The 23938-nt window shown below is 50.0% G+C and carries 19 protein-coding genes and 2 rRNA genes (1 of these 21 running past the window's edge); 5 read left to right on the top strand and 16 right to left on the bottom strand.

What is annotated here, in order from left to right:
• Positions 1-79: 79 nt before the first annotated feature.
• Together VN24_RS21775 and hydA are read right to left on the bottom strand one after the other, a co-directional pair.
• The gene (locus VN24_RS21775; RefSeq protein ID WP_045672141.1) at positions 80-451 is read right to left on the bottom strand and encodes an ArsR/SmtB family transcription factor; all 372 of its coding nucleotides are present in this window, start codon (positions 449-451) and stop codon (positions 80-82) included.
• Positions 452-694: 243 nt separating this feature from the next.
• Positions 695-2125, bottom strand: coding sequence for a dihydropyrimidinase (gene hydA, locus VN24_RS21770; protein WP_045672140.1), 1431 nt, complete (start codon positions 2123-2125; stop codon positions 695-697).
• 305 nt (positions 2126-2430) lie between these two features.
• Between hydA and VN24_RS21765 the strand changes: the two genes are divergently transcribed.
• Complete coding sequence (locus tag VN24_RS21765; RefSeq protein WP_274520395.1) at positions 2431-4143, top strand: PucR family transcriptional regulator; 1713 nt, start codon at positions 2431-2433, stop codon at positions 4141-4143.
• A gap of 177 nt (positions 4144-4320) precedes the next feature.
• Here the strand turns inward: VN24_RS21765 and VN24_RS21760 are convergent, their stop codons facing one another.
• The 7 genes from VN24_RS21760 to VN24_RS21730 form a co-directional block, all read right to left on the bottom strand.
• Positions 4321-5412 carry an ABC transporter substrate-binding protein gene (locus VN24_RS21760; RefSeq protein ID WP_045672139.1) on the bottom strand — a complete coding sequence of 364 codons (1092 nt, stop codon included), beginning with the start codon at positions 5410-5412 and terminating at the stop codon, positions 4321-4323.
• A gap of 151 nt (positions 5413-5563) precedes the next feature.
• The gene (locus VN24_RS21755; protein ID WP_238590751.1) at positions 5564-6448 is read right to left on the bottom strand and encodes an ABC transporter permease; all 885 of its coding nucleotides are present in this window, start codon (positions 6446-6448) and stop codon (positions 5564-5566) included.
• The gene (locus tag VN24_RS21750) at positions 6448-7260 is read right to left on the bottom strand and encodes an ABC transporter permease (protein WP_045672138.1); all 813 of its coding nucleotides are present in this window, start codon (positions 7258-7260) and stop codon (positions 6448-6450) included. The genes VN24_RS21755 and VN24_RS21750 overlap by 1 nt, the downstream gene beginning before the upstream one ends.
• Before the next feature lie 3 nt (positions 7261-7263).
• Positions 7264-8046, bottom strand: a complete 783-nt coding sequence (locus tag VN24_RS21745; RefSeq protein ID WP_045672137.1) for an ABC transporter ATP-binding protein — start codon at positions 8044-8046, stop codon at positions 7264-7266.
• 314 nt (positions 8047-8360) lie between these two features.
• A complete protein-coding gene (locus VN24_RS21740; protein WP_148505286.1) occupies positions 8361-9446 on the bottom strand; it encodes a lactonase family protein in 1086 nt (361 codons plus the stop codon).
• Positions 9447-9647: 201 nt separating this feature from the next.
• Positions 9648-10760 (bottom strand): glycosyltransferase family 61 protein, encoded by a 1113-nt coding sequence (locus VN24_RS21735; RefSeq protein ID WP_052703076.1) that lies wholly within the window; start codon positions 10758-10760, stop codon positions 9648-9650.
• 18 nt (positions 10761-10778) lie between these two features.
• Entirely contained in the window at positions 10779-11519 is a 741-nt protein-coding gene (locus VN24_RS21730) for a sugar phosphate nucleotidyltransferase (RefSeq protein WP_045672135.1), read from the bottom strand.
• Between the two features lie 410 nt (positions 11520-11929).
• On the opposite strand from VN24_RS21730, the gene VN24_RS26550 reads away from it, so the two are divergent.
• Both VN24_RS26550 and VN24_RS21720 read left to right on the top strand, forming a co-directional pair.
• On the top strand, positions 11930-13252 hold the full coding sequence (locus VN24_RS26550; RefSeq protein ID WP_052703075.1) for a glycosyltransferase family 2 protein: 1323 nt from the start codon (positions 11930-11932) through the stop codon (positions 13250-13252).
• A 49-nt stretch (positions 13253-13301) separates the two neighbouring features.
• On the top strand, positions 13302-14513 hold the full coding sequence (locus VN24_RS21720) for a glycosyltransferase family 4 protein (protein WP_045672134.1): 1212 nt from the start codon (positions 13302-13304) through the stop codon (positions 14511-14513).
• A gap of 189 nt (positions 14514-14702) precedes the next feature.
• Here the strand turns inward: VN24_RS21720 and VN24_RS21715 are convergent, their stop codons facing one another.
• From VN24_RS21715 to VN24_RS21705, 3 genes are all read right to left on the bottom strand, one after another.
• Complete coding sequence (locus VN24_RS21715; RefSeq protein WP_045672133.1) at positions 14703-15953, bottom strand: glycosyltransferase family protein; 1251 nt, start codon at positions 15951-15953, stop codon at positions 14703-14705.
• Between the two features lie 46 nt (positions 15954-15999).
• On the bottom strand, positions 16000-16620 hold the full coding sequence (locus tag VN24_RS21710) for a polysaccharide deacetylase family protein (protein ID WP_045672132.1): 621 nt from the start codon (positions 16618-16620) through the stop codon (positions 16000-16002).
• Positions 16621-16852: 232 nt separating this feature from the next.
• Positions 16853-18730, bottom strand: a complete 1878-nt coding sequence (locus VN24_RS21705) for an LTA synthase family protein (RefSeq protein ID WP_045672131.1) — start codon at positions 18728-18730, stop codon at positions 16853-16855.
• Between the two features lie 209 nt (positions 18731-18939).
• Between VN24_RS21705 and VN24_RS21700 the strand changes: the two genes are divergently transcribed.
• On the top strand, positions 18940-19962 hold the full coding sequence (locus tag VN24_RS21700) for a HoxN/HupN/NixA family nickel/cobalt transporter (RefSeq protein WP_045672130.1): 1023 nt from the start codon (positions 18940-18942) through the stop codon (positions 19960-19962).
• 92 nt (positions 19963-20054) lie between these two features.
• On the opposite strand, the gene VN24_RS21695 is transcribed toward VN24_RS21700, so the two are convergent.
• Positions 20055-20270 carry a cold-inducible protein YdjO-related protein gene (locus VN24_RS21695; protein ID WP_045672129.1) on the bottom strand — a complete coding sequence of 72 codons (216 nt, stop codon included), beginning with the start codon at positions 20268-20270 and terminating at the stop codon, positions 20055-20057.
• A gap of 95 nt (positions 20271-20365) precedes the next feature.
• Positions 20366-20896: a YfiT family bacillithiol transferase gene (locus tag VN24_RS21690; RefSeq protein WP_045672128.1), complete on the bottom strand. Its 531-nt coding sequence runs from the start codon at positions 20894-20896 to the stop codon at positions 20366-20368.
• A 254-nt stretch (positions 20897-21150) separates the two neighbouring features.
• Between VN24_RS21690 and VN24_RS21685 the strand changes: the two genes are divergently transcribed.
• Positions 21151-22053, top strand: coding sequence for an aldo/keto reductase (locus VN24_RS21685; RefSeq protein WP_045672127.1), 903 nt, complete (start codon positions 21151-21153; stop codon positions 22051-22053).
• Between the two features lie 655 nt (positions 22054-22708).
• Here the strand turns inward: VN24_RS21685 and rrf are convergent.
• Positions 22709-22825, bottom strand: a 5S ribosomal RNA gene (gene rrf, locus VN24_RS21680).
• Between the two features lie 115 nt (positions 22826-22940).
• Positions 22941-23938: ribosomal RNA gene (locus VN24_RS21675) — 23S ribosomal RNA — on the bottom strand; it runs 1934 nt beyond the window's last position.

Here is a 23938-nt window from a genome sequence, read left to right as displayed (position 1 = left end):
ATATAAAAAAAACTGCAAAGCGCAGCGCTCAGCAGTTTAGTCCATTCTTTGTCATGTCGGATATCTTTCAAACGATTCCTCAATCATGTTTCGTATGCTGCAGCGTTTGGACAAAAATTTGTTCAATATGCGTATCGTCCAGCGAATAGTAAACCGTCTTGCCCGCTTTCCTTCGTTTTACGATCCGCATATTGCGCAAGTAACGCAGCTGATGGGAAACTGCGGATTGTCCCATATCGAGCAATACGGTAAGATCGTGAACGCAAAGCTCTTTTTGCAGCAATGCGCCGATCAGCTTGACACGAGTCGGATCGCTGAATGCTTTGAACCAATCCGCGACCTGCACCGCTGACTGATCATCGATCATCGCGGCTCTAATTTGATTCAAATCCGTCTCCGAACCGTTGCAGCTTAGTTCACAATCTTCAATCGTACGAACCGGCTGTTCCATCATTTCACCTTCCCGTTTGGGGCAAGCCAGAATTATTAGCATCATTATAACAAATAATTGAATGTCACGGAATTTCATTGTCAAAAGCTCGTTACCGGCTTCCGGAGCGGCCGCTTTCTAACGGAAACTTCCGAATGATTCCGGCAAAAAACTCAACCCGTGAACGTAAACAAGCGGCCTCCGGCATCGAAAATGCCGGAGGCCGCTTGCACGTATGCAGCCGATTTTTGTCTCGGGTTATCGTTAAATCAAACTGTTGGCCGCAGGCTTTTTGCCCGGCAGCTTGCCGCTTTGCGGAAATCTTCCGCGGTGTAGATATTGTCCGGAGCCCGGCGAGCCGACAAACTGCTTGTCGCGAATGACAAATTCGCCGCGTATGAGCACCGATACCGGTTCTCCGGTAACGGACATCCCTTCGAACGCGTTGTAATCCACTTTCATATGATGCGTACCAGCAGACAGCGTTCGTTTAATATGGGGATCAAAGATGACGATATCCGCGTCGCAGCCGACCGCAATCGTTCCTTTGCGGGGATAAAGCCCGAACAGTTTCGCGCTCGTCGTAGATATGATATCCACAAATTTGTTCAACGATATCTTTCCTTTCGCAACGCCTTCCGAGTACAAAATGGTGAAGCGGTCTTCAATTGTCGGACCGCCGTTCGGAATTTTCGAGAAGTCCCCTCTTCCGAGTTCTTTTTGTCCCTTAAAATTGAAGGAGCATTGATCGGAGCCGATCGTCTGCAGCTGTCCGTTCCACAGGGCGCCCCAAAGCGCGTCCTGATTCCACTTTTCCCGCAGCGGCGGGGACCAGACGTATTTGGCTCCTTCGAAATTCGGCTTATCCAAATAAGACTGGTCGAGCGTCAAGTACTGCGGACACGTTTCCCCATAGACCCGCACGCCTTTCCGGCGCGCTTCCTCGATTTTGCGAACCGCCTCGGCGCACGTCACATGGACGACGTACAGCTGGGAGTCGGCAAGCTCCGTCAAATAGGCGGCTCTTCCCGTCGCTTCGCCTTCCAGTTCAGGCGGCCGGGTCAGCGCGTGGTAGATCGGATCGGTATTGCCTTCCTCGAGCGCTTTTTCAACCAGAAAATCGATGACGTCTCCATTCTCCGCATGGACCATGACAAGTGCTCCCTGCTCTTTGGCCAAAAGCAGCGTTTTGAACAAAGTGCCGTCATCCGCTTGAAATACATTTTTGTATGCCATGAACACCTTAAGGGAAGTAATGCCTTCCTCATCCATAATATCCGGCAGTTCTTCCAGCACGTCTTCGGTTATCTCGCTGACCATAAGATGGAAACCATAATCGATAACCGCTTTGCCTTCGGCTTTCGCATGCCAGGTCTCCACTGCAGTGGAGAGCGGTTTGCCGCGGCTGGTCAAACAGAAATCGATGATCGTCGTTGTCCCGCCGAACGCGGCCGCGATCGTGCCGCTCTCGAAATCGTCGGCTGTAACGGTTCCGCCAAACGGCATATCCAAATGAGTATGAGGATCGATACCGCCGGGAAAGACGTAACAGCCCGAAGCATCGATCACTTCGGCTCCCGCCGGCGTTTCCAGCCCGGTGCCAATGCTCGAAATAACCCCGTTTTCAATGATAATATCGGCGGCAAACGTATCCGTCGCTGTCACAACCGTTCCGTTTCGGATGATTTTGGACATCGTTACACAACCTCCCTTTCGTATCGCTAGACATTAACAACGCAGCCGTTATGACCAAGTTATCGCACTGGTCTGCTGTAGCATCTCCGTCCCGACCGATGAAATCTGAACGTTTGCGATGACGCAAGCCCCTTGCATTCCGAGGCCAATGTCAGATTACATAACGTATAATACTAAATTTTTTAACTAATATGAATACTTTCTGGAAAATTTGTTTGGAATCCCAAGTTTAAAGAGTGAAGCTTACCCGCAATCTATGATATATTAACTAACAAAGAGTTTGTCTTCGCTGTCTTCATTTCGGCGTGTTATCTAGAAAGCGAGGGATTCGTATCGATACGGAATATAATTTAACCGTACAGGAGGCGCTGTCCAGGCCTTTATTCCGCAATGCTGTCGTAGTTGCGGGTGAAAGCGGCTTGATCCGCCCTATTCGCTGGGTTCATATTTTGGAAGTTACCGATTTCGAAACGCTTATTCACGGCGGTGAAATGATATTGACGACCGGCATCGGTCTCCGCTCTAGTCCTGAATTATGGTCGGCATTTGCGGAAAAGCTGATCCGTCAGAACGCTTCCTGCCTTTGCATCGAGGTCGGCCCTTATTTCAATGCGGTTGAAAATGAATTGAAGCAGCTGGCTGACGAACACGGCTTTCCCGTCATCTTGTTCCCCTCTACCGTCCGTTATGTCGATATTACACACGATTTGCATTCGCTTCTCGTTAACCGCCAGCATCTCCGTCTGCGGGAGCTCGAAAGCTTATCCCGTGAATTTCATCGCCATACCCTCGGTCTCCACGGAACGTTGAACGTCCTGAAACTGCTGCATGAGAGCACCGGGGCGCAGCTGCTCTTTCGTCCGTTAACGGGAAAAACGATCAGTTACCCGCCGCTATATCCGCAAGAACAGTCGGTATGGAGCGCATATGCCGATGAGCGGTACAACTCTCAAGAGGAGGATGGAAACGCTCAAATATGGTGTACTCAAATCGATGACGGCCGTTACGCCGTTACGAAACCAATCGGCGCGTATGATCAAACATGGGCATTATTGCTCATGATCACCGACCAGCAGCCCACTGAATACGACCTGATGCTAGCCGACTCCGCTTCCTTGTCGATTGCCCAAGAGCTGCTGCGCACCCGCTACATGGAAGAGAGGAAGCTGTTTTCCGAGCACGCCTGGGTTGGAGAGCTGATCGGAGGCAGAGCTCAGGATGAAAAGAGTATTCGGGCGCTGACGGGGACGGATTACAAACGTTGGGATTCAACACATTATTACACGTGTATCATCGAAATCGCCAACCGGTTCGAAGGGAAGCCCGATACGGCCGATTCGGATTGGGACTCCCTCCGCCTTCACTTATCGCACATGGTGCGGTCGGACCTGGAGAAGCATTTTTTCCAGCCCTTTATGACACTTCACCAAAACAGGATTGCTATCATTGCGTTTGACACGAAGGCCAGCAGCGGTTCCGCACCCCGGTTGAAAAGCGCGCTAGGTTCATTCCAACATTCCCATTCGGGCGAGCTGCCGAAGCAGTTCAAGCTGCTAATCGGAGCCGGCGGTTTCACGATCGGCCTGAATAACGCACGGCAAAGCTATTTGGAGGCCGAACAGGCGTTGTCCCTGTTTCCAAGCTTCGGCGAACCGGTTCTACTGTACGATGAGTTAGGCGTATATCAGCTGCTGGCCGGACTAAATGATGGAAAACTGCTGCAGCAGTTCGTCCGGCAGCATCTGGGCCCGCTGATCGACCATGATGAAACCCGGGGCAGCGAACTGCTGTTGACGCTGAAAGCGCTGCTCGATTGCGACGGTTCGAAACAGGCGGCAGCCCAGAGGCTGTTCATCGTGCGCCAGTCTCTCTACTACCGGCTGGATAAAATCGCGGAGCTGCTGGGCGAGGACTATATGACGCCGGAGAAACGGCTCGCCCTCGGAGTAGCGTTGCGCGCTTATCAACTGCTGCAGCCGGCACCGTTCATCGACAGCGTCAAAATTTCGGGTGTCTAATCGCCGTTCTTATCATGATTCGCTCTCATCATTGTACGCTTCACATCATCGTTCGCTTACCGTATGCTTGTCCAATCCTTCTTGCCAAAGTTTCCGAGTATAAAGGGGCAGTACGGGAAGACGAATCGGCTCATTACCGCCTTCGTCGACTCCCGACCGCCCCAATTCTGCATTCCGCTACTTAGCGGCCATTTCTACAATTTCGTTCGTATAGGCTTCGCTCAGATTGGCCGCTTCCTTAATGACCCCGAATTGAAGCGCGATATCCGCCGTCTGCTTGAACTTTGCGTCGTCGATCATACCGAGCTTGGAGGTGTCGAATCCTTCCGGTGCGACGAGTTTGGCTACTTCCTCCATCATCTTCACCTGATGATCTCGGGTTGTGCTGCCTTGTTCGGCAACCTTCATCACGCTGTCGACTGCGGCTTCATGATCCGCAATGGCATCTTTCCAGCCCTTGAGCGATGCCCGAACAAATTTGGCCGCTGTTTCTTTGTTGTTCGCCAGCCAATCCTTATTGGCAAACAAGTTATCTTCAAGCATTGCAACTCCTTCATTGTTCATGTCGATCACCGACAAATCGCTTGCCGGAATACCTTGCTCCAGCACAACCTGATATTCGTTGTACGTCATGGCGGAAGCGGCATCGAGTTCGCCGTTCAGGAACTGGTCCATCGTGAACCCTTGCTTGACGAAGCTCAAATCTTTATTTTGGTCCAGCTTGTACTTGTCGAATAGAGCGAGCGCCTCGAATTCGTTGCCGCCCATCCAGTTGCCCACCTTCTTGCCTTTCAAATCGGCTGGAGTGTTGATTCCAGCCTCCTTCTTCGATACGAGCACCAGACCGCTCTTCTGATAGATTTGCGCAATTTCGATCAGCGGGAGCCCTTGCTCCTGATGGGCAAGCAAGCTTGCCACCCAATCGATTCCGATGTCTGCCGCGCCGTTTGCAACCTGCTGCTCCGGTACGATATCCGGACCTCCGGGAACAATCTCCACATCCAAACCTTCGTCCTTGTAATACCCTTTATCCATCGCGACATAATATCCCGCGAACTGTGCCTGCGGCACCCACTTTAACTGCAGCTTGATTTTGACCGGCTCGGCTGTTTGCGTAGTGCCTGAGCTCTGTTCCGTACCGGCAGTGTTACTCGTCGCTCCTCCGGCATTACCGTTGTTCCCTCCCGAGCATGCAGCCAGCGTGCTCATCAAGAGCATTCCGGCTGCAAGCAGCAAACCCCCGCGGTAACGCTTATTCTTTTTCTCCATCGCTTCTCTCTCTCCCTCACAGATTGGTGGGTACAAAAAATAAACACAGCGTATGTTACATTCATGAGGCGGGTATGCAAACGGCAGCAGCGAAACGAATCATTCGTCTGTTCGCTTGAGCCGGCTGTGGCGCAGTCAGATTGGAATGGTCTTAAACATGGCGCTTTACGAGCCGACGTTCAAGAAATTCCATGAACAAATAAAACAAAATTCCAACAATCGCAGCCGTCGTAATACAGGACCAGCCGATCGGCATTTTCGCTACTTTGATTGAGTTGGAGAGCAAGTAGCCGAGTCCTCGCGACGAGTAGAAAAACTCTCCGACAATCGCTCCGATCATTCCGGCGGTCGTATTGATTTTCAGCGCTGTGAATACATAAGGAAGGCTGGCCGGTATCCGCAAATACCGGAACACCTCGAGCTTGGTAGCCGCACATGATTTCATGAAATCAAGCGCAAGCGGATCGACCATCGTCATTCCTTTATGAGCATTGACGGCCATTGCGGCCATCGTGGCAACCGTGACAATCGCAATCCTAGAACCGATGCCGTCTCCAAACCACAGATTCATAATCGGTGCAAGCGCCACAATCGGTACGGCGTTGAATGAAGCGACGATGAGTAAGCTTCCCGCCCCCCAACGGGGCCAAGCGGTAGCGCACAAGGCGACAATGAAGCCGATGGCGGATCCCGCAAGCATGCCGAGCACCGCTTCCGAAAGCGTATAACCCGTGTAAGAAGCAAGCAGACTGCGGTTGTCCGCCATCGCTTGTGCAATCGCCGAAGGGAGCGGAAGCTGGTAGGTTCTCAAATTGAACAACGAATGGAACAATTTCAACTCCCATAACGCCACGAACAGCAGACCCGCAAGCACCGGTAGCGCGATCCGCAGTGCGGCTTTGAAGGAACGCCGCTGCCTTCGTTCAGGCTTCATACTCCGGTCTGCCGCGCTTTTGGCAGGCATAGGGCTTGAACCGACCCCGCCGGCTCCGGAAGCTGTACGGATATCGGCGCTGGTAACGCTGTTGCCTTTCATCAGCGTTCACCTCCTTTGCGTCGGAAAGCGGGCTGCCACGGCGTTAACAGCCTTTCTGCCATTCCGATCAGACCGTAGCTGAGCAGGCCAAGCAGCGCGCCGAGCAGAACGGTGCACCAGAACAGGTAGGCGTGCGACGGGCCATAATACAGATTGCGGAGCATCATGACGCCGATTCCATGCTGGGCGCCCATTAACTCCACCAATATGGCTCCCGTCACGGCAAGAGGCGCCGCGATTTTCAAGCCGCCGAACAATCCGGGCAAAGCGGCCGGAAGCTTAAGTTTTAAATATACTTCCCACGGCTTAGCCGCATGCGCGCGCATAAGCTCATAAGCGGATGGATGTACGCTCCGGAGCCCGCGGAGCATGTTGAGCGATACCGGAAAGAACGTAATATAAGCGGCGATAAGAATGCGGGCGATTTGTTCATCCCGCACGATGCCGTACAATATCGGTGCCAGTCCTAAAATCGGGATCATTTGAGAAGCTACGGCATAAGGAAACGCCAGCTGTTCGATCCAGTTCGAGACGCTCATTAATACCGCGAGCAGCACGCCGGCGGCGGCGCCGAGCAAGAAGCCCATACCGGCATTCATAAAGGTGACGCCCCCTTCCTTAAGGAGCGTTTGCCCGTTCATTCCGAAAGCGCGCAGCACTTCATGAAGATAAGGCAGCTTGGACTGGGCTAGCGTCGCATGCACCACGTGAAGCAATATCCACGAGATGAGCTCCCACAACAGGAACAGACCAACGATCCATAGCGCCGCTGAAAGCAATCTGCTGTTTGCCAATACTCGTTGTCCCCTCATTGGCTACACCCCTTCAAACCGGCTGCGGATATCCGCGATCAGCTCGAAAAATTGAGGAGTATTGCGCATTTCTTTGTTGCGGGGACGCGGAAGCGGAATGTCCACAACGGCGGATAATCTTCCGGGATGGGGCGAGAGAACGAATACGCGGTCGGAGAGAAAAACGGCCTCCGAAATACTGTGCGTTACGAAAACGACAGTGCTTCCTACTTTGCTCCAAACCGTCAGCAATTCTTCATTGAGCCGTTCCCGCGAAAATTCATCCAAAGCGGAGAAAGGCTCGTCCATCAATAGTATTTCCGGCTCCATTGCAAGCGCTCTTGCAATCGAAACCCGCTGCTGCATGCCTCCGCTAAGCTGCCACGGATATTTATCGCCGAACGCCTTCAGCCCGACCAGCTCAAGCAGTTCATCGGCCCGTTTGTCACGCTGTTTCTTACTCACGCCTTTCAGCTCAAGCGGCAGAGTGACGTTATGTTTGACCTTGCGCCAGTCGTACAGCACCGGACTTTGAAACACGATGCCGTATTTTTGGGCCAGCCGCGCCTCTTTGGCCGTTCCTCCCGCCACACTCAACTTTCCGCTGCTTGGCGCCAGCAGGTCTGCCATTAACCGCAGCAGCGTCGTTTTGCCGCAACCGGACGGTCCCAGCAGCGAAATGAATTCTCCTTTTGCGATATTCATGCTTACCTGCTGAACGGCCAGCACATCCGAAGAAGCCGTTTCATATTTCATACTGATATCTTCCAATACGATTTCGGAAACCGATCTTGCTGCCAGAGCCATCATCATTCCCCCATTGCCGTTTCATCCGAATTTTCGCAACATTGCGCCATTCATCCGTTTCTTTATGTATGATTCATGGCAGGTATTCTAATATAAAGTGCTGTTCATGTCTCTTTTGTTAACATATTACACTTTTATCTGCTTGCAGGCATTAGACATGAAGACAAACGGATCGTCCAAAATTATGTCATTATGTCAAAATAAAAGTTTTTGTGCATAAAAATACTGTCATCTTTATTCACAAAAAATAAAAAACAATCGGCAGCCCCCACTTACGGGAGCTGCCGATTGTTTCGGATGATTCAAGCTTTCGATTACGATACCGGCACATAAACAGGCTGAACGCATACCGGCTGGGAGACTTCGGTGCTGCGGCCCGTATATTCAAGACGGCCGCTTTCCGGATCAACCCGGAACAAAGCAATATTATTCGTATCTTTGTTTGCCGCAACGATCAGGCGGCCGCTTGGCGCAAGCGCGAAATGACGCGGATGACCGCCTCCGGACGTGACATGCTGAATGGGCGACAGCGCCCCGGTATCCCCGTCGACGGCGAACACGACCAGGCTGTCATGGCCGCGGTTGGAGCCGTACAGAAACCTGCCGTCTTTGCTTATGACCACTTCGGCGCACGTATTTTCACCGTCGAAGCCGTCGGGAAGTGTGGAAACCGAGCCGATTTCGTTCAGCGCGCCGGTATCGGCATCGAAACGGAGTGAAGATATTGTACTATCAAGCTCATTGATTACAAATGCAAACTGGCCGTTCGGATGAAACGTAAGATGGCGCGGACCTGCGCCCGCATGGATTCGGTTATCGCGATGCGGCACTAGTTTATTATTTTCCCTATCAAGCGTATACGTGCGGATAATATCCAGTCCCAAGTCCTGAACGAACAAGTAGCGCCCGTCGGGGCTGAAAAAAGTGGAATGAGGGTGAGGACAATCCTGTCGTTTATGTACGCTGTGACCTTCGTGCTGCTGCACATCGAGCTGACGTCCGATACGCCCGCCTTCTTCGATCTCCATAAGGCCGACCATGCCGCCATGGTAGCTGACTACAATCAGATAACGATCCAACGGGTCGCGCTGAATGTGGCAGGTCGGTGAAGCTGTCGTCGTGTTTTCATTCACACGGGTCAGTTTCCCCTGCGCCGCATCGAAGAGGAACGCTACCGCTTCTCCTGTCTTTCCGCCCTCGGCCGACGTGCCTTCCGCGATCGAATACAGGTAGCCTGAGGAAGCATCCACATTCAGAAACGTAGGATTTTTCAATCCCGATACCTCGTCCAATAAATCCAGTTCCAGCGTCTCCTCGTTTAAACGGTATACATAAACGCCGCTGTTCTCCCTTTCGGCATACGAGCCGGCGAATACGAGCAGTTGTTGTTGGTTTGCCACTGTATTTCCTCCTTCGGATTCCTTGTCATCATTCATGCTGCATCCTGTTCAACTGCATGTTCGGACTACATTTGACTATAAAAGATTTCACCCGCTTTTTCAACTTAACGTTGTTAAAAGGAACATGAAAACAACGCAAAGAAAGAGACTGTCCCCCCAAGGCCCAATGCCTTCCGAGACAGCCCCTGCCGGCCGGCTGAGCTACAGCCCGGCCCGTTCCAATAACCGGGTGAATTTATGAATATCAACGGCCAGATTCTCCACGACTCCGAGTGCTCCCATTTCCATCATTTCATTAAAGTTCGGAACACCGTGGAATCCCGCGCCTTCTGCCATTAAATAATAATAGTCGAGCTTCAAAAAGTTGCTCATTCTCCAAAAACAAATATCAACGAAGTTAGGCGGCAAAAATTCGATTACTTTCGTCTTCGGACTGCAGAAAAGAAGATGGATCAGGCCGGAACCGAGTGCCGAAACGACGTATTTGGCCGAGGCGAATATGTTTCTTTTCTCATCCAGCGACAAATGAGACAGCACGACCTTTCGGAAGCCGTATCCGGCGAGCACATTCATGACCTCGTCTTCATTGACAACTTTCCGGTAATTGGCATCGTCGCGGCTGACGTAAATCCGCTCAAACTCGGATGAGGTTTGGATCGGATGATTTTCAAAAAACTCTCCTCTTATAAAATTGACCACCCACTTCGGGTACCGCAAATGATTCGGGATCGAGGTGACAATCAACTTTTCCGCTTGTAAATGAAAGTTGTGATTTCCGGTCGTTTCGATGATTTTATCTCTCGTTATGCCCATCTTGGCCAACGTTTCATATTGAAACGGCAAATGCGTGTTAATGACATATTTGTCTACGTATACTCCGCTCTCTCTAAGTAAATGAATCCGGGGCAATACATCGACAAACCAGTGATAATAGCTTTGAGCTCCGACAAAAGCCAATGCGGCGACGGTTCCCCCGGTGTAGGTTGCAGGCGGCAGCTGCCCTTGCTGAAATACGGGATGTCGCTGCGGGTCAACAACCGATTGCCATTCGAGAGAGACGTCATTTAACAGCTTATTATTCGGAGTGATTACAGCGGCGTGCTGTCCCCATAGACGGCCGTTAGGGATGAGTGCAGCAAAGGACGGCGGAAAATTGCCGAGATCGTTATAAGTAAAAGCTTGATGCAACGGCTCAACCGATTTCGGCTTCAATAATCGCATCGTATGCTCCGGGTAGATTTCCTTATAATGATTCGCCACGCCCGTTTCGATCGCCCAATCCAAAGTGCGGACATAGTATCCGTCCACCCCCATTGCTCTCCCTCCCTTATGTTACTCGTTCTTGCTCCATAACCGGATTTCATCGTACGTCCCCAAATCCCGGTACCTGCCATGATGGAAACGATGAGCATTCACTTTTCTTTGCTCGATCAGGGATGCCAGCGCATCGCTTAAAATCAGTTCCTTTGAGCTGCTGTTTCCGGCGTTTTTTTGTTTAACAAATTGATGGATGGACTCTGCGAAGGAAGGATTCCAAACCATTGCTCCCCACATCCATTGCAAGGTTGACGATGCCGGCTTATCATAAACCGCGAGTACCTTCCCGCTGTCTTCAACAAAATCCACCATTCCGAACTTGGACGGATTATCGGTCTGAAAACATCCCAGCGTTACTTCACGAGTCGGATCTTCCCGGTGAGATATTACCAATTTCCGCAGAAAATTTGCCGGCTGAACATACGTATCCGGCATGGCAAACGCAACCGTTTTATCCACGATCAAATGATAGGCTTCATCAATCGACTCCGGAAGGGAACGCGGCTGCGCATGAACGCAATAGGATAGTGTGACCCCCCATTTGCTTCCGTTTCCCAAAAACTTGATGATATCCGACTTGTCAGGATTAACCGTGATGACAAGATGCCGGATGCCTGCTTCTTTCATTGCGTTAATGGTATACATCAGAATGGGGCTGTAAGAAGTTGTGTGGACATTTGGAAATAACTCTTTGGAGAAGGGCAGCGACAGTCTGCTCCCTTTTCCCGCGCAAGGAATTAAACCGACCGGTTCCAATGATTCACCGCCATTTCCTCTCCATGATCTTGTCTATTCTTATATTATTCTTTTTTCATGCCCCCGTTCTGGACCCCTAACCATTTTGCCTGCCCCTGGTACAAACGCCAATTTTTCGCCGGCAGCGGTATGCGCCCGTGTGTTTATGCCACCCGTTACATATCCTTAGTTATGACTTAAGGTTCGCCGAGCGATCAAAGGCGCAGTAAGACGCAAGAAGGAGGAGGATATCGTTGAAGCGGCCAATGCGGAATCGTTCGAAAACGTTAAAAAAGAAAACACGACGATCCTCTAAATTAAAGTTACTAAGAGTTAAACGAAAGGGAACGAGGAGAGCAAAGGGAAAGGCAAAGAAGTACGGACGAGGAAAAATGTTGGGGATTCGAAGACGAAAGAGAATTCGATCGCGTTTGAAAAAGCGAAAAGCGCTCTCAAACACGGAATCCGTCGTGATCCCGCAGCAGCCGGTCCCTTCGCAGGAAAATACAGTGAGCACTATCCCTGACTTACAATTGCCCGAGGTCGGCCATTTCGGCTCAGATTGGAAATATATAAGCTCCGCATGGGATAGAGCGATAACCGTCGTCATCCCGACCTTAAACGCCGGAGCTGAATTTCGCCAGCTGATGCAAATGCTAGTCAAGCAAAAGCCTTTCAGGCGGATTGAGATCGTTGTTGTCGATTCCGGAAGCACGGACGAAACGATACCGATTGCACTCGATTATAACGCCAAAGTCATCAGCATCCCTCCCGATCAGTTTAGTCATAGCTTTGCCAGAAATGTTGGTGCCGGACACAGCACGGACGCGGATTATTTGCTCTTTATGACTCAGGACGCTCTTCCGCCGACCGATCAATGGATCTACCAGTTGTATGAGGAATCTGAAATTCATGGCGCCGCTGCTGTTTCCTGCGCCGAGACCATGAGGGAAGACGCTGATCTCTATTACAGAATCATATCCTGGCACCACTTTAATTATTTGGGCATACTCGAGACGGACAAAATCTTGATGCTGCCGGAACATCAGACTTACGATAACCTGCGGGTAAACGCGCAGTTGATGAACAACGGGTGCTTAATCCGTAAAGACATCTTTATGCAATATCAATTTCAACTTGATTACGCAGAGGACCTGGATCTCGGATTACGCTTAATTAAGGACGGCCATAAGCTTGCCCTGCTCGGCAAAACCCGGATCATTCACTCTCACAACCGCCCGGCATCCTACTATTTAAAGCGCGGATGCGCTAACACATTGGCGCTGGCGAAAATATTTGACAATTATCCCCTTGCTGAGCCGCTTGACGATCGAGAGCTTGCAGGCCAAATCGTGAAGAGCTACTGCATTCTATCCGCACTTGCGGATGAATTATACGGCACCCTTTATCCCTACTGCACAGTTAGGGATTTACTGCATGAGACCTTGGGTTTTATAGATCGTGCGATTGAAAATCGGCATGCTGATTTTGAGCTGTTTAAACATCCATATGCGGATGATCCCTTCTACTCCTATGTGGGTTCCATTCAGGAAACTGCAAATGTTCCCAAACATCATGACCTGCTGATCTCGATAAAAGAGTTTATGTTAATGATGTCCAATTATTTAAACAATGTGTACGAAACGGTCAACCCGTTTCTGTTAGAGGAAGTCAAGTATTGTTTATTTAAAGCGTTCGCCGAGAACATTGGCCGCCACTTGGTTTCCAATTATTTGACGAACGATCCCGTATAAGAGTAACGGTATCCACCATATGATCAAATCGGTCAGTGAGGGGTGAAAGATGAAAATACTGTATTTGGTGCATCAGTTTTTTCCGGAAGGATATTACGGCACGGAAAAGTTTATATTGAACACGGTAAAAATGGTTCAAAAAAACGGCAATAAGGTCAAAGTCATCACGTACAGCTTACACAATCCGGATACCTTCCCCACTGCTGATGCGGAGATTTTATCCAAGGAATATGTGTATGAAGGAGTGCCGGTACTCGCTTTCCGTCACCGGAACGTCCCTCCCGACAGCCATGTTCATCTCCAAGACGAGCAAGTATTTGCATTCGCTCAGACCATTCTTGCCCGTGAAAACCCCGATTTGGTGCATGTTGGTCATCCGATGAGGGTTGCGGGCTTCGTGCAAGCCTGCATGAAATTAAATATCCCTTATATCGTGACGATAACCGATTTTTACTTGCAATGCGTTAGGGGCATCATGTTACGGCCGAATCAGCTTCTTTGTGAAGGCCCTGAAGAAGGAAGAGCCTGCGAAACACATTGCCATATTCCCGGAGTTCGGGAGCGGCTCGCGGCCGCGAGAAGCATCATGGCGTCAGCCCGTTTTCTTCTGGCTCCTTCGGAATTTGTAGCGGCTATGCTGCAGAAGGAGTTTCAGATTCCCGTACAAGTCATCCATCACGGCATGAGCTACCGAAAAATTAAACGAAATCATAGAGTGTACGGTCACAATGACACGATCACCTTTTTCTATGGAGGTTCTCTGACTTCTCATAAGGGTGTTCACTTGATTATCGAAGCTGCCAAACAAATCGATTCAAACCGAATGAGAATCAAAATATACGGGACCGGGGATCCGGGTTATACCGAACATATTCACCGCATGGCTGCCGCCGATTCCAGGATCGAATTTTGCGGCAAGTACACCGAAAACGATCTAAGTGAAATCTATCAGCAGGTGGATGCAGCCATCGTCCCCTCCATCTGGTACGAGAATTATCCGCTGACCCTCCACGAAGCGCTCGCAAGCGGCATTCCCGCTTTGGTTTCCAATGTCGGGGGGATGGCTGAAAAAATAAAGGATGGCTATAACGGTTATACGTTCCGATTAGGAGATGCCAACGCTTTGGCTGCTCGAATGAAGCAGTTGGTGTCGGATCCTTCGTTGTTGAACCACTTCAAAGCCAATTTATCCAATTTCATGATTCCCACCATCGAACAGGAAATCTATTCGTATTCGCGAATATACAGCAGCATAGTGTGAGGGGATAGATGCCGCAGCCTCCTGGAAACCGACCTTTTCTGGATCATGATGTTCAGAAACTGCCGGATGCCGGGATCTGCGGTCGCATTGAAAAGGCCGTTGGAATCGATTCATTCCTTCGGCCTTCTTTTCGCTGCATTATTTTGGTAATTATCTTCGTTCCAGCAGCATCATCCGTTTGTTGTACATTCAGGTCGAAATATTGATGCCGGTTAAGCGCTCTGCCAAGTATTTCGTAAAAAATGTTTTCGGATGAAAAATTTTCAACTCCTCCGGACTGCGCACAAAAGAATGCCCAATATCAATATGGTCATAATGGGTGTGATGGTTCGTGGCCCGCTCTTCCGGATTCCATCTCGGCTGGCGGTCGATAAACACTTTACGTTCTCCATGCGCCTGCGAGCGAACCGGATAATGCCTCATTATGAATTTGTAAGGACAAACCTTGCGGTCATCGAAGGAAACGTTGTGCCCCCCCCATACAAGCTCGATTTCTTTCCCTGTGTTCTTCCACGCTTTGACTTGTTGAAAATGGTCGGTCCTTTTACCGAATTCAAAGTATTTAAAATACGTTCCGAAATCGACTACACCCGTGAACCCGTTATCTACCGGTTGAAATTCCAAAACGGTATGATCGATCGCGTTAAAACCCATTTGATCCACGTAACGGATCGCTTCCATCAGATTGAGCTGAGGCCAAGGCGACATGCGGATTTCATCGATATCATAGTGAATAAACCAGTCGGCACGCAGAGATTGGCTCAATTCTTTTTTTCTTTCCAAAATTTTCAACCAGTTAAAGGTAGGATCCGGACCCTTTTGCGGAAATCTTTCACACCCGATGAAGTGAGGATAGTTTATAAAAGGTTGAATCTTTTCCCAGGTTGAGTCGAGTGACCAATTTTCCAGCACATAAACATAAATCCCTTGATGGAGCAAATACCGGAGGGTATGTTCAATGATGTCGGCTTCGTTGTAGGCGCATAACAAGGCGACGACCTTGAAATGGGAATTGCCGGAGCCTTTGTCGAAGCGGGAGTTTCCAATGACCGCCGTCAACGTATTCGGACCGGTATATCCGGTAAATTCCACGTTGAGCCGTTCGGATAAAAGCCATCGTTCGAACTGCTTCGGCGATTTATTGCTGTCCGGTTCGGTAACGATGCATAGAGGCACCTTATCCATCAATTTTTTCAGGTGGAAAAGCTTCCCGGGCATCGTGATCAAGCCGGAACAGAGAATTACAGATTCGTTCATCAGCTCCGGTCCCATTGATGAGCTAGCCTCTTTTAGACTCGTATTCATGATTTCCAAGCCGGAGTGCTGCCTCGCGATCATTTGCTGTGCGTCATCGCATTCCGGACAGATCAAATAGCGGCAGTCTGAATTTCGGCCCAGCTCTCCTGCAAAAGCAAGCAGCTCCGGAGTTATATCAATCATGCTGTTCACCCTTTCGCATCCGTTGCGTTCATATTTTTATTCCGGATTAAACTTCGTGGCGTTCAATCGTACAAACGAGTTTGTGAAACTCGGGCACGGTTACAAATCGATACTCAAGGCTGAAAAGCGATTCGATCAGAACCGGCAGCGATTCGAGTACGGCTTCGCGCGGTCCGCAGCCGAACGCATCCCCGTCATGCAGCAGGATTAGACTTTGCGGCTTCAATTGGTCCAGGATACGCGCATGGATCGGTACATAGTCCGATAAATCCCAATCCCGGGAGTCCACGTTCCAAAGGACGCTTGTCATTCCCAAAGCATGAACGACAGCCAGTACCTCTTCATTGCTGTAACCGCTTGGCGGACGGAACAATCCGGGCCTATATCCAGTCAACTTTGCGATCTCGGCATCGGCGGCGATCATTTGACTTTCCATTTCGCTTCGATGCAGCTTCGTAAGATTGGGATGGTCCCACGTATGGTTGCCGATGACATGCCCCTCCCGGAACATTCGCGCTATCGTCTTGGGATACTTATGAAGCTCTTGGCCCACTACAAAAAAAGTGGCCCGAATATCATACTTTTTTAAAATTTTCAATATTTTTGACGTGTAAGGAGATGGGCCGTCATCAAAAGTTAATGCCGCATAACGTACGATTTTCGTCATGGGTTCACCTCAACTTAATATTTCTTCTTACTATAGTAATTTTGTTGCTGCCAAATGGTAAGGGCGGCTAAGAGACCAGCGGACAAAATTAGTTCATCGCCTAGCGGCGAGTCCAAACAAATTGTAAACGTAAATCGATCGTTACTGCATTCGAATCCCGATGCCCGGCTAAACGCAAAACCCCCGGCTTCCGTGTTAGGAATCCGGGGGTTTATCGTACACTTACAGCCTCTCACCGTTTGGGCAGAAGCTTAACATATTTGTCGGATAGATTCATTAATTTGAGCACGTAGTCGTAATCCGACCGGTATTTGGAAAAGTCCGCAACCGGCTGAAGCGTCTTCAGCGAAATCGCCGATCCGTCTTCGAAGCCGTTGCCGGGCACAAACAAAATGTCGTTGTTAAAAAACGAACCTGTCGGCAAATAATACCGCATGCCGATTACATTGCGGTCGATATTCAGCAGGTCTTGCCCGAATGCGGTATATTGCTTTTCCTTAAGCGAAATGCCCATCAGATTGGCCACTGTAGGCATAATATCGACCTGCCCTCCAACCTGGTTGACCACTTGGCCGCTCTTCGATCCCGCCGTATGAATAATTAGCGGGATATTAAAGCGGGTGATGCGGGGATCGTACGTGATGCCAAGCGTTCGTTTCGCTTCTTGAGGATCGATGTCCTGCGGCTGAAGACCGAAATGGTCCCCGTATAATACAAGCGTCGTATCCTCCCACAAATTCGCTGCTTTTAACCGTTCAATCAGCTTGCCTACCGCATAATCCGTATAATTTACCGCGGTAAAATAATTGCCAAGCTCCGTTCCCTCAAGCGAATCGGGGATCGTAATTTGCTTGCGGTCTTCCGGCACTTGGAACGGAAAATGGCCGGAGGTTGTAACGATCTGGGCGTAGAAGGATTGGTTTTGACGTTTATGCTCCGACATCTTCTCCACCGCAACGCGATACAGCTCCTCGTCCGAAGCGCCAAAATCGTTAAAGTGATCATTGTTGTAATAAGGCTTATCGTAGTATTTGTTAAATCCGAGCGCAGGATACATCTTGATCCGGTCCCAGAACCCGACACTGTTAATATGAAACGTGTTCGTCACATAGTTTTCCTGCTCCAGCAATTTCGGCAAACTGGGCAGATTCCGATTTCCGTATCCCGTAGACATGGCAATCGTTCCGGTCGGATAAATGGATGTATTCGACATAAATTCGGCATCCGATGTATTGCCCTGCCCGATCTGCTGGAAAATATGCGGGAAGTAAAAGCCTTCGTCCGCAAGCTTGTTCAAATTTGGCGTAATCTCTTTGCCATCCAGCTTCAAGTGAACCGGGAAGTTTTGAAATGCTTCCAATTGGACAATGATTAAATTTTTCCCCTTTGTTGCGCCGAAAAAAAGAGGAGCTTTGTTGGAAGCGTTCTGATAAGCATACGAAGACCTCAGCTGATTGATTTCTCCAATCGTCTCGTTAATGTTACCGGATGCGATTTCCTTCGCTTCCTGCTTCGCTTTGATTACGGCAGTGACCTGATAATCGAAGACGCCGATCGTTTCCGCGAGCGCCAGCTCGTTCGTAATGGACTGGTTCCGCATAATCAGCCAGCCTGACCCGAGCAAAGCGACGACAACCGTTGCGGCAACTGCCGATTTTCGAATCGGTCTGCGGCCCGGAACGCGGATGCCGCGGATTTTACGTATGATCCAATACATTGCAATAAGGACGATATCCACAAAAAACAGAAAATCCGTCGGCGAAATGGTCGATTTGACACTCGCCCGGATGGCGAACACTTGCTTGATTTCCCCCAAAGCCGTATAGGTTGGGACGGAAGAAAAATGGTGGAAATAAAGCGTAATCGCAAAGAGCAGCAGCGAGAAAATAGCATTGAAAACCCAATATACCGGTCCTTTCCATTTGGAAGGAACAATCAGCTCCAGCAGACTGAGCGGAATCAGAATCGATAAAGCGTCCGCCAATAAAGGCAGCGGAAGTACGCCCTTAAATAAAAAATACCGCAATAGCGTCAGCTTCAGCAGCAGCACAATAAAGGCGGCATAATAAAGGGTCCGGTTATAAGACGGCTTGCTAAATGAGCGGATCATATTAGACTCCTTCTTCGTTAGTCAATACAGGAATTGATAAGTTTTTGTAAAAGATATTGAATCATTATATCAAAATACGGCTGCAAAAAACAGTGAACCGCTCATAATTGACATACCAATTGACCAGATCAAATTATGGTGCTACATTTTTATAAGATCGTAACAACCATGATTTCGATGTTCATATTGTTGAGGAGGATTTTTATTTTATGGAAAAAAAGCCGTCTTATCCCCGTTCGTCTTGGATCGGTTATCCGATCGTCATTGTCATGCTGCATGTGATCGGTGTTGCCGGACTTGCATATGCCGCCTCAAGCAGCGCCGCTTTTTGGGGACTTGGGCTGCTTGCTTATACATACGGCCTTCGGCACGCCTTCGACGCCGATCATATTGCGGCAATCGATAATACGGTGCGCAAGCTTACGGAGCAGAAACGCAATCCGCTCGGCGTCGGCTTTTATTTCTCGCTCGGTCATTCATCGGTCGTTTTTCTGCTCGTGCTCGGCATCGCGCTGTCGATTAAGTGGATTCAAAACGAAATGCCTCTCATGCAGGATATCGGAGGCGTGATCGGAATGAGCGTATCCGGACTGTTCTTGATCTTGATCGGGCTGTTAAATTTGGCGATTTTGATTCAACTTCTGCGGATGTTCCGTCAGATGCGGGTCGAGAAGCTGGATACGGAGCAATTAAATCATTTGCTGGAATCACGAGGTTTGTTTGCGAGGCTGTTCCGTCCGCTGTTTCGTTTCATCGGACGCAGCTGGCACGTTTACCCGCTCGGCTTTCTGTTCGGCCTGGGCTTTGATACGGCGACCGAAATCGGTCTGCTCGCAGTTTCCGCCACAGCCGCTCAGGCATCCGTCCCCCTTGCCGGTATATTATCGCTGCCGATCTTATTTGCGGCCGGTATGAGCTTAATGGATACGGCAGACGGCTTCTTGATGTCCAAAGCGTATGACTGGGCGTTTATGACACCGCTGCGCAAAATGTACTACAACATTACCGTTACGGCGATTTCGGTGGCTGCCGCTTTAGTCATTGGAGTCGTGGAGCTGATTCAGGTTGCCGCAGACAAGCTCAACTTGCAGTCGCCGTTTTTCCGATGGATAAGCGACATTGATTTCAGTATGATGGGGTATGTGCTCGTTGGATTGTTCATCCTGGCATGGATCGTTTCAATCCTCGTCTGGAAGAAAATGAAGCTCGAACAGCGCTTCATGAATGTTTAATATGTGTCAGCCGACCAGAAGCGAATGATGATGCCAAAAAATAAAAAAACCCCGGAAACGGGGTCGTTGCAGCTGCACATCCGATTGCGCGCTCAAAACTCGTCTTTTTTCTTTCTCGGCTGTGATTTTGCTTTGTTTTGTACAGCCGGCAGATGACGCATGCTGCGAAGCATCGGCCCTTTGCAGAGGGGGCATACTTGCGATTCAACAGCAAATTCTTCCCGGACCCATGCTTTACATTCCGCATTACGGCATTTCCAGATTTTCGTTGGCAGCAGCTTTGGTTTCGTTTCCTCTGATGTCGACAAATTACACGTTCCTTTCCCACGGGAGACAAAATTAAAAATTAGCCAAATAAATATATCATCTCCGCCAGCCGAAAGTCAAAACGAATCGTACAGAATTATATCCAGCCTTTCCGTCTGCGCAACGATGTAATATGCGCCATATGATGCCTTCCGTGCCAGGAGTACATACCTAAATAATACTCGAGCGAATTCGTTTCCCCGCTTTGCGGGTGGACGAATGTCCTGGCAAAATCCGCTGTGCTCAACGACCGCAGCAAGATGCCCCATCTGGCGTGAAGACTCTCTAGCAGACGGAGCGAAATCGCGATCGGCGCTTTGACCGTATCGTCCAGCTCCGCCCAGCGGTCCTCATAGTATGGCTTAATAACAGGGTTGTCTTCCGTCAATGCCAGCTTGAAACGGGTAAAGCTGTTCATATGGCTGTCCGCCATATGATGCACGACCTGTCTTACAGTCCAGCCCCCTTCTCTATAAGGCGTATTCAATTGTTCCTCCGACAACCCGTCCAGCGCCTCGAGAAGCTTCATCGGCAGCGTTTCGATATCCGTTATCCACTGCTCCTTCAATTCGTTCGACAAATGCCGGGCCGGCTCATAATGACCGATCGGAAAACGAAGTTGATCCATAACTGACTCCTTTTCGATGAACGTTATACTTCCTGCAAACCATTGTAATCATTGCTCAGAATTACATTCTTTGCAGAATGCCCTTATTCCTCCCTGATCTGTTCGTTTCATGTAAAAAGCTGCCTTTTCCTTTGAAAGGAAAGACAGCTTTGGCTTCTTTTGATGATCGTCCTTATGCCGCACATTTGCATTTCCCCCCCGCAGTAACCATAATAGAGAAAGGACTGCATGATAAGAGAGGGGATGCTTCTCGCTTGAGAATGAACCGGTTAGGCTCATCGGAGTTGTTTGTTAGTGAGATCGGTCTTGGCTGTTTGTCGATAGGAACGGAAGAAAGCAAAGCCGTTTCCATCATCCATGAAGCACTTCATAGGGGTGTAAACCTGCTTGATACGTCCGATCTATACGACGAGGGCCGGAATGAGGAACTCGTCGGCAAAGCGATCCAGGGACGCCGTGAGGATGTTGTCATTGCGACGAAAGTGGGAAACCGCCGCATCCCCGGCAAAGAAGGCTGGATTTGGGATCCCAGCAAGGCGTATATTAAGTCGTCGGTAAAAGGAAGCCTTGCGAGACTGGGAACGGACTACATTGACCTGTATCAGCTGCACGGAGGCACGATAGATGATCCTATCGATGAAACAATCGAAGCGTTCGAGGAGCTAAAACAAGAAGGTTTAATCCGTTACTACGGCATTTCATCGATTCGGCCAAACGTCATCCGCGAATATGTCAAACGCTCTTCGATGGTGAGCGTCATGAATCAATACAGCATTGTGGACCGGCGTGCGGAAGAAGAAGTGCTCCCTTTGCTTGAACAGCACGGAATCAGCGTGATCGCCCGTGGTCCTGTAGCAAGCGGAGCGCTAACGGATAGCAGGAAAGCGGCAAAAGGATACTTGGATTATGACCCGGAGGAACTGCTTCGCCTTCACAGTGAAATGCAGCGCTTCGTGCAAGACGGACGCAGCTTGTCCCAGCTGGCGATCCGCTATTCGCTATCTCATCCCGCAGTAGCCGCGGCGGTACCTGGCGCAAGCTCGCGGGAGCAATTGCTCGAGAATCTCGCCGCTGCAGATGTCCAGCCGTTAACCGACAACGAATTGTTGGAGATTCGTCGGCTCAGCCGTTTGAATCGGTACAATCTGCATCGTTAATCCTTTAAGTTTTTCGAATCCTTTCCACCCCTTTGCTTGTTTATGGAGGTAGTATTAGCGATAAAAAGGTCCGCTTTGTAAAGCAAATGCGACCAAAATTACTGGATTGTACCATTGTCGTGCATTAAAAAACGAACAAGAACAAAAATAAGCATCCTGCACGAGGCAAAATGCATTTGCTGCGCGTCATACCGGCAGGTAATCCGCTCGGCAGCAAGGGCGCGCCGCGTCGGGTGAGAGCTTCCGGCAGTTGCTTCGGCAAGCTGCAAAGGAGCACTCCCCGAGGTCGTCCGCACGGGCATCCACCATGACTTATCTGCCACATCGAATTGCCTTCTTTTCTGCTATCCCTCCCCCATTTATTACGACGTAAAGCTAGGCTCAGTTGGACTCCCCGGTTCGATTCGTTCTGGATGAGGGAGTCGATCGATGCCGGGTTAATTCTTAATGGCTGCCATTGCCGCTATTTTAATGAAAATGACCCTATTGAAGTTCTAACTAGTCGTTAGCTCTCAAAGGACATTCATCCATTCCGTCCGCGCAGGCTGTACCTTCGACTCGACCGCTGCCAGCGATGCGCTCTATCCACAATTCTTAGATTCGCATAACTTCCTATACAACAAAAAACCCGCTGCGAATGCAGCGGGTTCCTCGTGCTTGGCGACGTCCTACTCTCCCAGGACCCTGCGGTCCAAGTACCATCGGCGCTGGAAGGCTTAACGGTCGTGTTCGGGATGGGTACGCGTGGTTCCCTTCCGCCATCGCCACCAAACGGGTTCCTCTTCGGAACATGAAGGTTTACACCTTGAAAACCGGATGCGAAAGATTGCTTGTGTTACCTTAGCTGATTCATATGCCTTGCGGTTTCCCTCACTTGGAAAACCATTTAGGATAAGCCCTCGACCGATTAGTATTCGTCAGCTGCACACGTTGCCGTGCTTCCACCTCGAACCTATCCACCTGGTCGTCTTCCAGGGGTCTTACATACTGGGAAATCTCATCTTGAGGGGGGCTTCACGCTTAGATGCTTTCAGCGCTTATCCCGTCCGTACTTGGCTACCCAGCGGTGCTCCTGGCGGAACAACTGGTACACCAGCGGTACGTCCATCCCGGTCCTCTCGTACTAAGGACAGCTCCTCTCAAATTTCCTACGCCCACGACAGATAGGGACCGAACTGTCTCACGACGTTCTGAACCCAGCTCGCGTACCGCTTTAATGGGCGAACAGCCCAACCCTTGGGACCTACTTCAGCCCCAGGATGCGATGAGCCGACATCGAGGTGCCAAACCTCCCCGTCGATGTGGACTCTTGGGGGAGATAAGCCTGTTATCCCCAGGGTAGCTTTTATCCGTTGAGCGATGGCCCTTCCATTCGGTACCACCGGATCACTAAGCCCGACTTTCGTCCCTGCTCGACTTGTAGGTCTCGCAGTCAAGCTCCCTTATGCCTTTGCACTCTGCGAATGATTTCCAACCATTCTGAGGGAACCTTGGGGCGCCTCCGTTACATTTTAGGAGGCGACCGCCCCAGTCAAACTGCCCGCCTGACACGGTCCCCCTACCGGTTTCACGGTAGCGGGTTAGAACTCAAGTACGATCAGGGTGGTATCCCAACGGCGCCTCCACCGAAGCTGGCGCTCCGGCTTCCTAGGCTCCCACCTATCCTGTACAGATCGTACCCAAGTCCAATATCAAGCTGCAGTAAAGCTCCATGGGGTCTTTCCGTCTTGTCGCGGGTAACCTGCATCTTCACAGGTATTAAAATTTCACCGGATCTCTCGTTGAGACAGCGCCCAAGTCGTTACGCCATTCGTGCGGGTCAGAATTTACCTGACAAGGAATTTCGCTACCTTAGGACCGTTATAGTTACGGCCGCCGTTTACTG

Source organism: Paenibacillus beijingensis (assembly GCF_000961095.1).
Classification (GTDB): Bacteria; Bacillota; Bacilli; order Paenibacillales; family Paenibacillaceae; genus Paenibacillus_O; species Paenibacillus_O beijingensis.
Note: the sequence above shows the minus strand (reverse complement) of the source record. Positions and strands in the feature narration are given on the sequence as shown.